The organism is Pseudomonas sp. GW456-E7 (genome assembly GCF_059424105.1).
The window spans coordinates 124,246-140,455 of the sequence record NZ_JBWKZB010000001.1 but is presented as its reverse complement, the minus strand read 5'-3'; the positions used below and the strand labels follow the sequence as shown (position 1 = coordinate 140,455).

The 16,210-nt window shown below is 58.4% G+C and carries 11 protein-coding genes; 5 read left to right on the top strand and 6 right to left on the bottom strand.

The window, feature by feature from the left end; genetic code table 11:
- The first annotated feature begins 110 nt into the window (after positions 1–110).
- From aceE to msrA, 5 genes are all read left to right on the top strand, one after another.
- Positions 111–2,756, top strand: coding sequence for a pyruvate dehydrogenase (acetyl-transferring), homodimeric type (gene aceE / locus AC07YV_RS00605; protein WP_015093183.1), 2,646 nt, complete (start codon positions 111–113; stop codon positions 2,754–2,756).
- Positions 2,757–2,767: 11 nt separating this feature from the next.
- On the top strand, positions 2,768–4,726 hold the full coding sequence (gene aceF, locus AC07YV_RS00600; protein ID WP_102698622.1) for a dihydrolipoyllysine-residue acetyltransferase: 1,959 nt from the start codon (positions 2,768–2,770) through the stop codon (positions 4,724–4,726).
- Positions 4,727–4,994: 268 nt separating this feature from the next.
- Positions 4,995–6,389: an alkaline phosphatase D family protein gene (locus AC07YV_RS00595; protein WP_102698621.1), complete on the top strand. Its 1,395-nt coding sequence runs from the start codon at positions 4,995–4,997 to the stop codon at positions 6,387–6,389.
- A 228-nt stretch (positions 6,390–6,617) separates the two neighbouring features.
- Entirely contained in the window at positions 6,618–9,311 is a 2,694-nt protein-coding gene (locus AC07YV_RS00590; RefSeq protein ID WP_102698620.1) for a putative bifunctional diguanylate cyclase/phosphodiesterase, read from the top strand.
- 183 nt (positions 9,312–9,494) lie between these two features.
- The gene (msrA, locus tag AC07YV_RS00585) at positions 9,495–10,145 is read left to right on the top strand and encodes a peptide-methionine (S)-S-oxide reductase MsrA (protein WP_102698619.1); all 651 of its coding nucleotides are present in this window, start codon (positions 9,495–9,497) and stop codon (positions 10,143–10,145) included.
- Between the two features lie 100 nt (positions 10,146–10,245).
- On the opposite strand, the gene AC07YV_RS00580 is transcribed toward msrA, so the two are convergent.
- The 6 genes from AC07YV_RS00580 to putP all read right to left on the bottom strand — a co-directional run bounded on the left by AC07YV_RS00580 (position 10,246) and on the right by putP (position 16,149).
- Entirely contained in the window at positions 10,246–11,082 is an 837-nt protein-coding gene (locus AC07YV_RS00580; RefSeq protein WP_095964657.1) for a 23S rRNA (adenine(2030)-N(6))-methyltransferase RlmJ, read from the bottom strand.
- 189 nt (positions 11,083–11,271) lie between these two features.
- Complete coding sequence (locus tag AC07YV_RS00575; protein WP_102698618.1) at positions 11,272–11,601, bottom strand: hypothetical protein; 330 nt, start codon at positions 11,599–11,601, stop codon at positions 11,272–11,274.
- Between the two features lie 373 nt (positions 11,602–11,974).
- Positions 11,975–12,358, bottom strand: a complete 384-nt coding sequence (locus tag AC07YV_RS00570; RefSeq protein WP_102698617.1) for a hypothetical protein — start codon at positions 12,356–12,358, stop codon at positions 11,975–11,977.
- A 204-nt stretch (positions 12,359–12,562) separates the two neighbouring features.
- Positions 12,563–12,952: a hypothetical protein gene (locus AC07YV_RS00565; protein WP_494990255.1), complete on the bottom strand. Its 390-nt coding sequence runs from the start codon at positions 12,950–12,952 to the stop codon at positions 12,563–12,565.
- On the bottom strand, positions 12,949–14,370 hold the full coding sequence (locus AC07YV_RS00560; RefSeq protein WP_102698683.1) for a PAAR domain-containing protein: 1,422 nt from the start codon (positions 14,368–14,370) through the stop codon (positions 12,949–12,951). Before AC07YV_RS00560 ends, AC07YV_RS00565 begins: the two co-directional genes overlap by 4 nt.
- A gap of 294 nt (positions 14,371–14,664) precedes the next feature.
- Positions 14,665–16,149, bottom strand: a complete 1,485-nt coding sequence (gene putP, locus AC07YV_RS00555) for a sodium/proline symporter PutP (RefSeq protein ID WP_102698616.1) — start codon at positions 16,147–16,149, stop codon at positions 14,665–14,667.
- Positions 16,150–16,210 lie beyond the last annotated feature (61 nt).

Sequence of the window (16,210 nt, the reverse complement as noted above, 5' to 3'; positions counted from 1 at the left end):
CGCCGCCGGAACAACCTGTCGGCAATCCAAGAATTCATAACGTCTGCCCACAAGGCCAGTCGCTAACTCAGGCAACCGATTCTGGTAGCCTTTCCGCCCTGGAGCAAGCCATGCAAGACCTCGATCCCGTCGAAACCCAGGAATGGCTGGACGCCCTGGAATCGGTTCTCGACAAAGAAGGCGAAGACCGTGCTCACTATCTGATGACCCGTATGGGTGAACTGGCGACCCGCAGCGGTTCGCAGTTGCCTTACGCCATCACCACGCCTTACCGCAACACGATCCCCGTTACCCACGAAGCACGCATGCCTGGCGACCTGTTCATGGAACGCCGCATTCGCTCGCTGGTACGCTGGAACGCGATGGCCATGGTGATGCGTACGAACCTGAAAGATTCTGACCTCGGCGGTCACATCTCCAGCTTCGCCTCCAGTGCGACCCTTTATGACATCGGCTTCAACTACTTCTTCCAGGCCCCGACCGACGAACACGGCGGCGACCTGATCTACTTCCAGGGCCACACCTCGCCAGGCGTTTACGCCCGCGCATTCATGGAAGGCCGCATCACCGAAGACCAGATGAACAACTTCCGCCAGGAAGTCGACGGTCAGGGCCTGTCGTCCTACCCGCACCCTTGGCTGATGCCTGACTTCTGGCAGTTCCCGACCGTATCCATGGGTCTGGGCCCGATCCAGGCGATCTACCAGGCACGCTTCATGAAGTACCTGGAACACCGCGGCTTCATCCAGCCAGGCAAACAGAAAGTCTGGTGCTTCCTGGGCGACGGCGAGTGCGACGAACCGGAATCCCTGGGCGCGATCTCCCTGGCCGGCCGCGAGAAGCTGGACAACCTGATCTTCGTCATCAACTGCAACCTGCAGCGCCTCGACGGCCCGGTTCGCGGCAACGGCAAGATCATCCAGGAACTCGAAGGCGTGTTCCGCGGTGCTCAGTGGAACGTGACCAAAGTCATCTGGGGCCGTTTCTGGGACCCACTGCTGGCCAAGGACGTCGACGGCATCCTGCAACGCCGCATGGACGAAGTCATCGACGGCGAGTACCAGAACTACAAAGCCAAAGACGGCGCGTTCGTACGTGAACACTTCTTCAACACGCCGGAACTCAAGGCGATGGTTGAAGACCTGTCCGACGACGAGATCTGGAAACTCAACCGTGGCGGCCACGACCCGTACAAGGTCTACGCGGCGTACCACGAAGCGGTCAACCACAAAGAACAACCGACCGTCATCCTGGCCAAGACCATCAAGGGTTATGGCACCGGTGCCGGCGAAGCGAAGAACACTGCGCACAACACCAAGAAAGTCGATGTCGACAGCCTGAAGTTGTTCCGCGATCGTTTCGACATCCCGGTCAAGGACGACGAGCTGGAAAACCTGCCGTTCTTCAAGCCGGAAGAAGGCAGCGCCGAAGCCCGTTACCTGAGCGAGCGCCGTACCGCACTGGGCGGCTTCGTGCCTCAGCGTCGCGCCAAGAGCTTCAACATCCCGACTCCGCCACTGGACACCCTCAAGGCGATCCTGGACGGCTCGGGCGACCGTGAAATCTCCACCACCATGGCCTTCGTGCGGATCCTCGCGCAACTGGTCAAGGACAAGGAAATCGGTCCGCGCATCGTGCCGATCATCCCGGACGAAGCCCGTACCTTCGGTATGGAAGGCATGTTCCGTCAGTTGGGCATCTACTCCTCCGTCGGCCAACTCTACGAGCCAGTCGATAAAGACCAGGTGATGTTCTACAAGGAAGACCAGAAGGGCCAGATCCTCGAAGAAGGCATCAACGAAGCGGGCGCCATGAGCTCCTTCATCGCTGCCGGTACTTCGTACTCCAGCCACAACCAGCCGATGCTGCCGTTCTACATCTTCTACTCGATGTTCGGTTTCCAGCGTATCGGCGACCTGGCCTGGGCCGCTGGCGACAGCCGCACCCGTGGTTTCCTGATCGGCGGCACCGCCGGCCGTACCACCCTGAACGGTGAAGGCCTGCAACACGAAGACGGTCACAGCCACCTGCTGGCTGCCACCATCCCTAACTGCCGCACCTACGATCCAACCTACGGCTACGAGCTGGCGGTGATCATTCAGGACGGCATGAAGAAGATGACCGAAGAGCAACAGGACGTCTTCTACTACATCACCGTGATGAACGAGTCGTACCAACAGCCAGCCATGCCGGCCGGTGCCGAAGAAGGCATCAAGAAAGGCATGTACCTGCTCGAGGAAGACAACCGCGAAGCGGCGCACCACGTTCAGCTGATGGGCTCCGGCACCATCCTGCGTGAAGTCCGTGAAGCCGCGAAGATCCTGCGTGAAGAGTTCAACGTCGGCGCCGACGTGTGGAGCGTTACCAGCTTCAACGAACTGCGTCGCGACGGCCTGGCCGTTGAGCGCAGCAACCGTCTGCACCCTGGCCAGAAGCCTAAGCTGAGCTACGTCGAAGAGTGCCTGAACGGCCGTAAGGGTCCGGTCATCGCCTCGACCGACTACATGAAACTGTTCGCCGAGCAGATCCGTCAGTGGGTACCGTCCAAGGAATTCAAAGTCCTGGGCACCGACGGTTTCGGCCGCAGCGACAGCCGCAAGAAACTGCGTCATTTCTTCGAAGTCGACCGTCATTTCGTGGTGTTGGCAGCCCTGGAAGCACTGGCTGACCGTGGTGACATCGAACCCAAGGTTGTGGCCGAGGCCATCGCCAAGTTCGGTATCAACCCGGAAAAACGCAACCCACTGGACTGCTGAGGAGAGATTCTGTGAGCGAACTCATTCGCGTACCTGACATCGGCAGCGGTGAAGGTGAAGTAATTGAACTGTTTGTGAAGGTCGGCGACCGTATCGAAGCCGACCAGAGCATCCTGACACTTGAGTCGGACAAGGCGAGCATGGAAGTGCCTGCGCCGAAGGCCGGTATCATCAAGAGCCTGAAAGTGAAGCTGGGCGATCGCCTGAAAGAGGGCGACGAACTGCTGGAGCTGGAAGTCGAAGGTGCCGCTGCTGCGGCTCCTGCGGCTGCCGCTGCGCCGGCGGCCAAGGCTGAAGCCAAGCCGGCTGCTGCTCCTGCCGCCGCTCCTGCTGCTGCGCCGGCTGCCGCCAGCGTTCAGCAAGTGCACGTGCCGGACATCGGTTCGTCGGGCAAGGCCCAGATCATCGAGATCCAGGTCAAGGTCGGCGACACCGTCGCAGCTGATCAGTCGCTGATCACCCTGGAATCCGACAAGGCGAGCATGGAAATCCCGTCGCCTGCCGCTGGCGTGGTCAAGGCCATCAGCGTCAAGCTCAACGACGAGGTCGGCACCGGCGACCTGATCCTGGATCTGGAAGTGGCAGGTGCTGCGGCACCGGCTGCCGCCCCGGCCCAGGCTGCCGCTCCAGCTGCTGCCGCTGCGCCTGCACCTGCAGCAGCTCCGGCTGCACCGGTTGCCGACAGCGTCCAGGACATCCACGTTCCGGACATCGGTTCGTCGGGCAAGGCCAAGATCATCGAAGTCCTGGTCAAGGCCGGCGACACCGTTGTGGCCGACCAGTCGCTGATCACCCTGGAATCCGACAAGGCCAGCATGGAAATTCCATCGCCAGCCGCTGGCGTGGTGGAAAGCGTTTCCATCAAGCTCGATGACGAAGTCGGTACCGGCGACCTGATCCTCAAGCTGAAAGTCAAAGGCGCTGCCCCGGCTGCTGCACCGGCACCTGCCGCTGCTGCTCCGAGCGCTGCTGCTTCGGCTCCAGCCGCTACTGCTCCTGCCGCGGCCGCACCTGTTGCTGCTCCGGTTGCCGCTCCAGCCAAGCCGGGTGCAAAAGTTCACGCCGGCCCTGCCGTGCGTCAACTGGCCCGCGAATTCGGCGTCGAGCTGAGCGCCGTCGGCGCCAGCGGTCCGCACGGCCGAATCCTGAAAGAAGACGTGCAGGTTTACGTCAAGGCCATGATGCAGAAGGCCAAGGAAGCGCCGGCCGCTGCTGCTGGCGCAACCGGTGGCGCGGGCATCCCGCCGATTCCGGTCGTGGACTTCAGCCGCTTCGGTGAAATCGAAGAAGTGCCGATGACCCGCCTGATGCAGGTCGGTGCTGCCAACCTGCACCGCAGCTGGCTGAACGTGCCGCACGTGACGCAATTCGATTCGGCGGATATCACCGAACTCGAAGCGTTCCGTGTTGCCCAGAAAGCCGTTGCAGAGAAGGCCGGCGTCAAGCTGACCGTCCTGCCGTTGCTGCTCAAGTCCTGCGCGCACCTGCTCAAGGAACTGCCGGACTTCAACAGCTCGCTGGCACCAAGCGGCAAAGCGATCATCCGCAAGAAATACGTGAACATCGGCTTCGCCGTCGACACCCCGGAAGGCCTGCTGGTACCGGTCATCAAGAACGTCGACCAGAAGAGCCTGCTGCAACTGGCTGCCGAAGCCGCTTCCCTGGCCGAAAAAGCCAGGACCAAGAAGCTTTCGTCGGACGAGATGCAAGGCGCCTGCTTCACCATTTCCAGCCTCGGGCACATTGGCGGCACCGGCTTCACGCCGATCGTCAACGCGCCGGAAGTGGCGATCCTCGGTGTTTCCAAGGCCACCATCCAGCCAGTCTGGGACGGCAAAGCCTTCCAGCCGAAACTGATGCTGCCACTGTCGCTGTCCTACGATCACCGTGTGATCAACGGCGCCGCTGCTGCACGCTTCACCAAGCGTCTGAGCGACCTGCTGGGCGACATCCGCACCATGCTCCTGTAATACCGACCGGCCCTCCTTCACCGGAGGGCCGATCGCGTTCCACGTTTCCGAGCGCCACGCTCGTACCTCAACCCCGCCAATTTGGCGGGGCTTTTTTTGCCTGAAGTTCTTGTTTAAACACCTTCCTACATTTGTGGCTGCTATTGCCCACAACTTGAATCCATTTCTGCCAGGTATTTATTCAGGCCAAATAATTAGTCTTGGCTGAATACCCCATTACATTCGAACAACCAACTTCCTGATTAACTGGCAGCGAATGGACTCAAACATGATAAAACCAACTGTTGGCCCGATTATTGGCCACACAACAACTAATCACGCGCGTATTTTTGTACGCGGCGAAACGCAAAACAGTGCACCCGTATTTGCCGGCATTCGTTATCGGCAGTCCGGGCATGAACAATGGCTTAACAGTGTCTTTGCAAGGCTGACAAACCTGCAGGACATGTCCGATGTCATTGCTCTCAATAACCTGGCAGCCGATACCGAGTACGAATACCAGGCCGGCTGGTTCAGCACCCAGAGTACCGAGCACACCGCGGATTCGCTGCAGGAACTGCCGCTGCAATGGCCACAAGAGCTCTATCGTTTGCGCACCCGGTCCGGCGCGGCGGGTACGCCACGAGCCTATTTCGTCGGCTCATGTCGTTACCTGCGGATGACCGCTGGCATCCCGTCGGCACCACAACAGGGTGACCGGATATTTGCCTCGATGGCTCAACTGGCAACGCAAGCCAACCCACCAGTCAGCGCAATACTGATGACTGGCGACCAGATCTATGCCGACGACTTGAATTTTTTTGCGCCTGACCGCGAGTATCAGCAAATACTCGCAAAATACCGTGCGGCTTTCTCCCAGCCGCATATTTCCAGGTTAATGGCCAACGTATCGACTTACATGATCCTCGACGATCATGAAATTAAAGACAACTGGCCAAACAAGAAAAGTTCGGCCGATGAGGTGTTATACAAAAACGCCATCACTGCATATGAGTTATATCAAGCCAGCCACAGCCCGGCATTTGAATTACTTGACGATGGCCGGCTCGACCGGATTCCGAATCACTACTGGTATCAGTTCACCGATGGAGATATCGAATGGTTCATCACCGATAGTCGCACCCGGCGCAACTTGTCCGCCGATGATCGACGCATGCTTGATGTCGAACAGGAACATGCCTTGTGCCAATGGCTGATCAACAGCACCGCACGGGTCAAGCTGGTGGTTACCAGTGTGATGTTCTTTCCCGACGCCAAACAGGATGGGAACGACGCCTGGGCCGGTTTTCCCGGGCAACGATTGCGGTTGCTGGAGTTCATTCGTTCACACCGGCTGAAGAATGTCATTTTCGTTTCCGGTGACATCCACGCCTCCTTGACCAGTCGACTGACCCACAGCGAAGACCCTGACTTCGAAGTGCACACCATCGTGTCGTCGCCATTGTGCAACACCAAACTGCTGCCCTATGCCAGTCAATCCAGCTTTATCCTCGACCGGCCGCTGGCAGGGAACGCCGCTGGCGAATATCGGCAGGAATTGACCGGTAAAGTCATCAGCCAGGATAACTTCGCGCACCTGGTCATCGACGCAGAGCGCATTCAGGTGAATTACCACGATCGGGATGGCAAGTTACTGCAAACGACGCGCATTCATTTGCGTTGATGTCAAAAAATCACGGTCTTCGAGACGGCCTCCAAGCCCGTGATCTGATCAATAGCCATACTTTTTCCGGAAACTGCAGAAATCTTCGCGCCTGCCGACATATTCTTATAGCACTTAGCCTTCATCTCTCTTGTCAGTCGGTGTCGCAATGATGCAACCTTGCCGCAGGCAACAGTAAAGAGGGCGTGAGCCCGGCGCGTTCAGCATATTCGAAGCGAGTTTCCCTCCATGAAAAGCCAACCCGATGCCGCCAGCCGTATGGTGGCCGAGGTAGTGACGCAGTTGCCTGTGCCCTCGCGGCTCGGCATGCTGCGTTTCGAACGGCTTAATGAACCCAGCTGGGCGCTATTGTTTCTCGATCCCAATTGCGAACGCCAGTTCGGCCTGCCAGCCGTGGAGCTGTGCGCACTGGTGGGTTCGCCCTACGCCAGCCTGATGGAGCCGGAAGCGCGCTATCAACTTCATGATGCGGTCCAGCAACAGCTGTCTCAAAGCACGCATTACCTGATCCGCTACACCCTGCATACGGCCTCTGGCTCCCTGAATCTGCTGGAACTGGGGGAAGCCTACAAACAGCACAATCGTCACCTGTTGCGCGGCTACCTGTTGGTGATTGACGGCCTGTTCGAGGATGACCCGCTGCAACCGGCCCTTGACCTGGAAACCCAGAACTCGCGCCTGCAAATCGCCCTGGAGCTCAATCAGCGCGCCCAGCAGGAGCAACTGCTGCATCTGGACCGGGTACGTGCCCAGCAGGATTTGATCCTGCTGCTTACCCGTCAGCGCTACAGCAGCAACAACTCCTTGCGCGAAGCCGCCGAGCTGATCACCCGCAGCGCCTGCGACATTTACCAAATCGACTGCGCCAGCCTGTGGAGCCTCGAAGGCTCGATGCTGGTACCGATTTCGGCCTATCACCGCACGAATCAGGAATACCTGCTGCCGCAGCCGATCGACGCCAGCGTGTTCCCCGACTACCTCGACGCCCTGCACACAGGCCGTGCCATCGACGCCCATAACGCCATGCGCGATCCGCGCACCCGGGAGATGGCCGAAAGCCTGCGTCCGCGCGACGTCAACGCAATGCTCGACGCCAGCATCCGTGTCGATGGCCAGGTGGTTGGCGTCTTGTGCCTGGAGCAAATCGGTGCAACCCGTGCCTGGCAGTCCGATGAAATCGCTTTCGCCGGCGAACTGGCCGACCAGTTTGCCCAAGTCATCAGCAACCACAACCGGCGAACCGCTACCAGCGCCCTGCACCTGTTTCAGCGTGCGGTCGAGCAAAGTGCCAACGCCTTTCTGCTGGTCAACTGCGACGGTGTGGTGGAGTACGTCAACCCGAGCTTCACCGCAATCACTCAGTACTCCACCGAAGAAGTGCACGGTCAGCGCCTGTCGGAACTGCCGGCCCTGGAGAACCTCAGCGAACTGCTGTTCGACGCGCCTTCGGCGCTGGCCAAGAGCAATAGTTGGCAGGGCGAATTCAAGAGCCGCCGGAAAAACCTCGAACCCTACTGGGGCCAGCTGTCGATCTCCAAGGTTTATGGCGACAACCGCGAGCTGACCCACTACATCGGCATCTATGAAGACATCACCCAGACCAAGCTCGCTCAGCAGCGTATCGAGCGCCTTGCCTACACCGACAACCTGACCAATCTCGGCAACCGCCCGGCGTTCATCCGCAACCTTGATGAACGCTTCGCCCGCGACAGCGACGCGCCGATCAGCCTGTTGCTGGTGGACATCGACAACTTCAAGCGGATCAACGACAGCCTCGGCCACCAGACTGGCGACAAATTGCTCATCAGCCTGGCCCGACGCCTGCGCAACAGCTTGATCCCGAGCGGCAGCCTCGCGCGATTCGCCAGTAACGAATTCGCCGTGTTGCTGGACAACAGCGACCTCACGATGGGTCAGCAAGTGGCCAATCAGTTGCTGGCCACCCTCGACAAACCGATGTTCGTCGACAACCAGTTGATCAGCGTCACGGGTTCCGTGGGTCTGGCCTGCGCGCCGCTGCACGGGCGCGACCCGCAAACCCTGATGCGCAACGCCGGGCTGGCGCTGCACAAGGCCAAGGCCAATGGAAAACATCAGGTGCAGGTGTTCACTGAAGCGCTGAACGCCGAGGCCAGCTACAAGCTGTTCGTCGAAAACAACCTGCGCCGCGCCTTGACCCAGAACGAACTCGACGTGTTCTACCAGCCCAAGCTGTGCCTGCGCAGCGGTCGCTTGCTGGGCATGGAAGCCTTGCTGCGCTGGGATCATCCGGAAAAGGGCATGATCCGCCCGGATCAGTTCATCAGCGTCGCCGAAGAAACCGGGCTGATCATTCCGATCGGCAAATGGATCGCCCGCCAGGCCTGCCGCATGAGCAAAGCGCTGACTGCCGCCGGCCTGGGCAACCTGCAAGTGGCGATCAACCTGTCGCCCAAGCAATTCTCCGATCCGGACCTGGTGGCCTCCATCGCCACCATCCTCAAGGAAGAAGCCCTGCCCGCTCATTTGCTGGAGCTGGAGCTGACCGAAGGCCTGCTGCTGGAGGCCACCGAAGACACCCACTTGCAACTCGACCAGCTCAAGCGCCTTGGCCTGACCCTGGCCATGGACGACTTCGGCACCGGTTACTCGTCGCTCAGTTACTTGAAAAAATTCCCCATCGACATCATCAAGATCGATCGAAGCTTCATCCACGAAATCCCGGACAACCAGGACGACATGGAAATCACCTCCGCGGTGATCGCCATGGCCCACAACCTGAAACTCAAGGTCGTGGCTGAAGGCATCGAAACCGCCGAGCAGTTGTCGTTCCTGCGCCGTCACCGCTGCGACGTCGGCCAGGGCTACCTGTTCGACCGTCCGATCCCGGGCAATGAGCTGATCGAAAAGCTCAAACGCTACCCGCGTGGCCCAATCGCCTGACAGACACAAAACCTGTGGGAGCGAGCTTGCTCGCGATAGCGGTGGATCAGTCGACATTGATGCTGAAAGTTATGCCCTCATCGCGAGCAAGCTCGCTCCCACAAGGGTAGTGCGTATCTGGCCGGCATTGGGCACACTGACAGCCTGTTTATTTACAACTCAACCTGACTGAGAGGACTGATCATGGTTCTGCGCTCGGAAATTCTGGTGAACAAAAACGTGCTCCCTACTAAAGAACAAGCTCTACCCGGTCGCGAAACCGCAATGACCCTGCCTGAAAAGCACTTTGTGTTTAAAGACACCCCCTTGCTCGGCCCGTTCTTCGAAGACGTCGACTTCGCGATCTTCGGCCTCGGCTGCTTCTGGGGCGCGGAACGCCGCTTCTGGCAGCGCGACGGCGTGGTCAGCACTGTTGTGGGTTACGCCGGCGGCTTCACGCCGAACCCGACCTACGAAGAAGTCTGCTCGGGCCTGACCGGCCACGCCGAAGTGGTGCTGGTGGTGTATGACAAGGCCAAGGTCAGCTACCAGGAACTGCTGGCGATGTTCTGGGAACTGCACAACCCGACTCAGGGCATGCGTCAGGGCAACGACATCGGCACCCAGTACCGCTCAGTGATCTACGCCACTTCGCCGGAACAACTGGACGCCGCGCTCAAGAGCAAGGAAGCGTACCAGGCTGAACTGTCCAAGGCCGGCCTCGGTGAAATCAGCACCGAAATCGACCAGGCCCCGACCGTCTTCTTTGCCGAGACGTATCACCAGCAGTACCTGGCCAAGAATCCGGAAGGCTACTGCGGGATTGGCGGTACAGGCGTGACTTGCCCGATCTGATCGCTAAAGCAAAAGATCGCAGCCTTCGGCAGCTCCTACAGGTGTACGAGTGACCCTGTAGGAGCTGCCGCAGGCTGCGATCTTTTGATCATGCCGCTTGTTACTCGGCAATCAACCAATCCATCCGCCACCCACCCTGGGTCTGCCCAAGCTTCTCGGACAACCACGGCAGCAGCTCACGCAACTCTTCCTCCAGCCCCCACGGCGGATTGGCAATCGCCAGCCCGGAGCCGTTCAGGCTGTTCGGCGTATCCAGCGGGTGCACCAGCAACTCCACCCGCAACAACTTCGGCGCACCGGTACCGGCCAGATCCTGGTAGAAACGACGCAGCGCGCGCTGATCCTTCACCGGGTACCAGATCGCTGCCACAGTCTGGCGCATCCGGCCAATCGCTTCCTTGAGCGACGCAGCACAACGCTGCATCTCGTCGAGCTTCTCGAACGGCGGATCGATCAACATCACCGCACGCTTCTCCGGCACCGGCAGCAAGGCCCGCGACACATGCCAACCTTCGCCCAGGTGCACCTTGACCCGACGATCACCGGCCATGTTGTCCTTGAGCAAAACGCCATCTTCCGGATGCTTCTCGTTGAGCAACACGCGATCCTGGGGACGAGTCAAACGTCGCGCCAGCTCCGGCGACCCCGGGTAATAGCGCAACTGGCCATCCGGGTTCATCTCGTGCAGCACCTGCATGTAATCGGCGGTCAGGATCGGCAGATCCGGCTGACCCCATAAACGCGCAATGCCCTCCAGGTACTCGCCGGTACGGCTGGCCTGGTCACCCTGAAGGTCATACAGACCGATGCCGGCGTGAGTGTCGAGATAGGCAAACGGCTGCTCCTTGCGCGACATCAGGGCGATGAGGCGGGTCAAGGTCAGGTGTTTGAACACATCGGCGTGATTGCCGGCATGGAAGGCGTGACGATAATTCATGGCTGCTCCTGCGAAGGCCGGGAAGTTTACCTTTTACCGGCCGGCAAGTCAGGGGTTGGGGGCTGAGTGGCCCTCAACGTCAAAAAATCGCAGCCTTCGGCAGCTCCTACAGGGATCGCGCAGATGGATCTGACACCTGTAGGAGCTGCCGAAGGCTGCGATCTTTTGATCTTGATCTTGTGACGATGCCTACGCCCCTGCTGAAGGCCCCGCCCGCAACCGCCGCCCAACCACATCCAGCACATCACAGCCATCGCGCAATGGAATAGCGCAGAGCAAGGCGAAATCGCTGAGGATGAACGACTCGCACTCGATCGAACCGCGCATGGACAGGTTCTCAAGCACTTGGGTAACCGCGCGAATTCTGTAGTTGGCAGCGTCGGTGAGGATGTCGAGTGGCGCGAGGGTGTCGACGAACAGGGTGGGCATGTCGTTGCAGTTGCTGGTCAATGCCATGAAGCGGTTGTCGGGATGGGGGATTGGTTTTTCGTAGGGTGGGTCGGGGTGAATTGTTTTCATTTTTTAACCTCTGGTAGAAGTGGCGGCTACCATCGGCCTTCCTACAGGCTTGGGTGGCAGCCATACGCGGGGTAGGAATATCGAGACCAGAGAACTCGACCACGCTGAAGCGTGCCCGCGCACAGCCGCCGCAACAGATCTTACGGGCGCACGTTAGTGGCCGCAAATCAGGTGTCGATGCCAAGCGTGTCCTATGGTCTTAACGGGTTCCTACACCCCACCACTGAATTGTCAGTGACCACAAAAGACTATCGACGGAACTCACATCGCACCAGTTCATGAAAACCGCTAGATTTTGAAGGAAACGTCCTAGGACCTTGCCCGTAAAACTCACAGATGGTGACGAGCACCAGATCCTAAAATTTTGGGCTGATTATTTCAGCGCTCCTGATTCCCACAACGCGACGAGCAGCGCTAAAGCGGCGAACAGACCTATAGCACTCCACATGAGCACTACGAGCTTGCGCCTGAGAGAAAGAGGAAAGCTCGCTATATCTTCAGCACCGGCGATACCGTGTTTCACAAAAAAGCTGGGAAATGTAACGACACTGCATGCTGAACCCACCAACTGCAGTTTTCCCCAAGGCCCCGTGTGTATGCGCGTAGAGATGGTTATGGCAGAAGAACTGTTCTTGAAAGAATCCAGCAACACACCAGTTTTTGTGTAGCCAAGATATAGCGCAACCGCGAGCCAGACAAACATGCTGATGAGCACTACTCCACATAAACTGCCAAAAACCAGTTCCGTAGTAGTCATTTCGTCGCCTCATAAATCACTTCGCCAGCCATTTCACCTAACTTACCACCAACTTCGCAACCTATGTAAGCGCCAGCGCCAACCACGACGATACTGCATGCCAATGGCGCAGCGCAGGCAGTAGCTTCAGCTAGTGCAACACAGGACGAAAGAGGACTGATTTATTTTAACCTTACAAATCAGACAACATTTAGTTCAGGGGCATTACTGGATATAGCCAAGCGCATTGACTGCAAAAAGCACAAGCAATAAAGCAATACAAGCAACCCCACCCCAGTGCAAAACTATTAGTTTTTTCCTAAGTCCTTCAGGAAAGCTTTCCAGATCTTTCGCATCGGCCCCACCATCGCGAAGATAAAAATTTGGCATAGTCATCACACCCATTACTGCACCAAGTACGAACAACCTTCCCCAAGCCCCGCCATTCTTGAAAGGAGCCCGCACCATAATAGCCGGGCAGTTTTTCAAATGTTCCAACATTATATCCATTTTGGCGTAAGCCAAATGCAACGCGACACCAAGGAAAACTAGAAGCCCGCCAAAACCAGTAATGCTGATGCACAGAAATAACTTTTGCGCGAAACTCACGCTCATTTCAGCGTCTCGTAGATTAATTCGCCCGTTTTTTCACCCGTCTTGCCGAGGGCAAATCCTGTAGCCAAAGAGCCAGCTCCTGCCACTACAAGCCCACATATTAGGGTTCCCGCGCCTGCAGTAGTTATCCCGAGCCCTGCGCAGATTACACCTGTCGTACCAGCGCCAAAGATCACGCCCGCAGCACTACCACCGACCAATTCCCCAATAAACGATCCACTCTCGGTGAATTTCACCCTTTTGCAAGCTTCCGTATCTCCTGCTGTACACACATCCTGAACTTTCATCGCCGACGCCCCTCCACCGACCGCAGTGCCGACCCAGCCACCGTACTTGAGGTACTTGGAAGCCCCGGCCACACCCTCAAGGTGAGTGGCGTATCCCGGCATCTGCCCTACGCCGCCGGCTTCAGTCCAGCGGTGAACCAGGCTGGGAGGCGAGAGGAACATTGCACGATTCAAATTGGGGTGGTCGGGGAAACCGATACCTTTGCGCGTCAGGCTTGTCAGGTGGATATCGAGTTGAGCGAGCAGCTTTTGGCGCTCTGCCAGAAACGCTGGTGAACTCAAGTGGCCATCGCGCAGGAATGAATGCTGATGCAACGCTTCGATTTTTCTCAGGGTGTCGCTGACGTTATCCAGATTGTTTTTGAGAATACTCGCGCCAACGCCGATTGCGGTCGAGCCATGGCCCAGGAAGGTCTGGATGGCATCACGGTGTTGCACCATGAAATCCGCTTCTTCCGGACTGAGCGTTTCAAGCACTTGGTTGGTCCTGGCCGCCACGTCCATGAGCAGGGCTTCTTCGCGGGTGCACCGGTAGTTGTTCGGGTCGCTCAGCACGATCATCGAGCCGGCTTTGACGTCGCGCAGATTGGGATTGAGCAGCTTGAATTTACCCATCACCGCCGGGTCACGCAGGGTGAACAACGAGGCTTCTAGTTGTTCGCGGGTGGTGCTCTTTGGAACGATGTAAAAGCCGGGCTCAGGAACGTCGATGCTGGTGAACCGTGATGGAGACGGGGCATATGGCGCTGACGTAACGCTGGATGGACCCGGTGCAGTCGAATTGCTGGTGGCTGTCATCGATGGCGCAGGCGCGGCCGATTGCGCAGTTGCCCTGGCTGCTTTCGGTGCAGGGGGTTCGTTCACATAACTACCCTCGAAATTCGAAGGGAGCAGTTTGGCTCGACAGGGGCAGCCACTGAAACTGTCCAGCGTGCCAGCCACTCGTCGACCCTCGCTCAGGACGTGCGAGACGCCACCGATGATCCGGTAGCTCTTCTTGTCTTTTCCGCAACTGACCAGATCACCCTCACGAGCATGGATGAGACCGAAATTGAAAGTATGGTCCCCCTCCAGAACGGTACCGCCGCAATCAGTTTTGTCACCTAGCCCAATGTAATACCCGGTAGCCATGTCTTGATGTCCCTTTCCACTGGCGTCCCATCCGCTGGTGAAGCACGCCATTGTTAACGATGAGTGACTCCGGCTCGGGAACGAGTCGGGCTAGCGCAAAGTACGTGACCAGAGAGGTAATTCAAGGCAACCGGGCAAAACAGGAACTTTCCTACAAGCCCCAAAGAAAAGGGTGACGAAAACGGAAGCAGGAACCAAAGCGCGCTCTAGATTGACCTCAAAAAAAACGGCCCGCACCATGAGGCTGCGAGCCGTTCTTTTATCAGGGATGGGAAGCACTCCCCCCATCACTCATCACTTGTTCAGACGATAATCACGCTCTGCAGCCTCAAAACGCTGGAACATGCCGGCAGTCGGCGTGCCCATTTTGCTGACGAAGTAGATCGCCAGGCTGGCGAAGATGAAGCCCGGGATGATTTCGTACAGGCCCAGCAGTTCGAAGTGCTTCCAGACGATCACGGTGATCGCGCCGACCAGGATGCCGGCCAGTGCGCCGTTGCGGGTCATGTCTTTCCAGATCACGGAGATCAGCACGACCGGACCGAATGCGGCACCGAAACCGGCCCAGGCGTAGCTCACCAGGCCCAGTACACGGTTTTCCGGGTTGGACGCCAGGGCGATCGCCACCAGGGCAACCAACAACACCATGGCACGACCGACCCAGACCAGTTCCAGCTGCGAAGCGGATTTACGCAGGAAGGTCTTGTAGAAGTCTTCGGTCAGGGCGCTCGAGCACACCAGCAACTGGCAGCTCAGGGTGCTCATCACCGCAGCCAGAATGGCCGACAGCAGGATACCCGCGATCCATGGGTTGAACAGGATCTTGGCCAGCTCGATGAACACACGCTCGTGGTTCTCGGTGACTGCGCCAGCCACGTCCGGATGCGCCGAGAAGTAGGCGATACCGAAGAAGCCCACAGCCACGGTGCCGCCCAGGCACAGGATCATCCAGGTCATGGAGATGCGGCGAGCGTTGGCGATCGATTTAACCGAATCGGCCGCCATGAAACGCGCCAGGATGTGCGGCTGACCGAAGTAGCCAAGACCCCAGCCCATCAGCGAGATGATGCCGATGAAAGTGGTGCCCTTGAGCATGTCGAAGTTGCTTGGATCTTGCGCTTCGATGGCCAGGAAGGTGGTGTCGACACCACCGGTTGCCAGCAGCACGATGACTGGCGTCAGGATCAACGCGAAGATCATCAGGGTGGCTTGTACGGTATCGGTCCAGCTTACGGCCAGGAATCCACCGATAAAGGTGTAGGCAATCGTCGCCGCAGCACCGGCCCACAGCGCCGTCTCGTAGGACATGCCGAAGGTGCTTTCGAACAGACGGGCACCGGCCACGATGCCGGAAGCGCAGTAGATGGTGAAGAACACCAGGATCACGACCGCAGAGATGATCCGCAGCAGGCCGCTCTTGTCTTCGAAGCGGCTGGCGAAGTAGTCCGGCAGGGTCAGTGCATCACCGTTGTGCTCGGTTTGCACGCGCAGACGGCCGGCGACGAACAGCCAGTTCAGGTAGGCGCCGACGATCAGGCCGATGGCGATCCAGCTTTCGGAAAGACCGGACATGTAGATTGCGCCGGGCAAGCCCATCAACAACCAGCCGCTCATGTCGGAGGCACCGGCGGACAGTGCAGTCACGACGCTGCCCAGGCTGCGACCGCCCAGGATGTAGTCGGAAAGATTGTTGGTGGAGCGATAGGCCATCAAGCCGATCAGCACCATTGCTGCGATGTAGATCACGAACGTGATCAGGGTTGGATTGCTTACGCTCATTAAGTTACGCCCTGGCTTTGTTTTTATGTAGCGGCGGCTGGTGAACCGCTCGCAAACGCAT

Bases quoted from the DNA above. Each gene is read 5' to 3' on its own strand.
- aceE (WP_015093183.1), top strand. From the start codon at position 111: ATGCAAGACCTCGATCCCGTCGAAACCCAGGAATGGCTGGACGCCCTG.
- AC07YV_RS00595 (WP_102698621.1), top strand. From the start codon at position 4,995: ATGATAAAACCAACTGTTGGCCCGATTATTGGCCACACAACAACTAAT.
- AC07YV_RS00590 (WP_102698620.1), top strand. From the start codon at position 6,618: ATGAAAAGCCAACCCGATGCCGCCAGCCGTATGGTGGCCGAGGTAGTG.
- msrA (WP_102698619.1), top strand. From the start codon at position 9,495: ATGGTTCTGCGCTCGGAAATTCTGGTGAACAAAAACGTGCTCCCTACT.
- AC07YV_RS00580 (WP_095964657.1), bottom strand. From the start codon at position 11,082: ATGAATTATCGTCACGCCTTCCATGCCGGCAATCACGCCGATGTGTTC.
- AC07YV_RS00575 (WP_102698618.1), bottom strand. From the start codon at position 11,601: ATGAAAACAATTCACCCCGACCCACCCTACGAAAAACCAATCCCCCAT.
- AC07YV_RS00570 (WP_102698617.1), bottom strand. From the start codon at position 12,358: ATGACTACTACGGAACTGGTTTTTGGCAGTTTATGTGGAGTAGTGCTC.
- AC07YV_RS00565 (WP_494990255.1), bottom strand. From the start codon at position 12,952: ATGAGCGTGAGTTTCGCGCAAAAGTTATTTCTGTGCATCAGCATTACT.
- AC07YV_RS00560 (WP_102698683.1), bottom strand. From the start codon at position 14,370: ATGGCTACCGGGTATTACATTGGGCTAGGTGACAAAACTGATTGCGGC.
- putP (WP_102698616.1), bottom strand. From the start codon at position 16,149: ATGAGCGTAAGCAATCCAACCCTGATCACGTTCGTGATCTACATCGCA.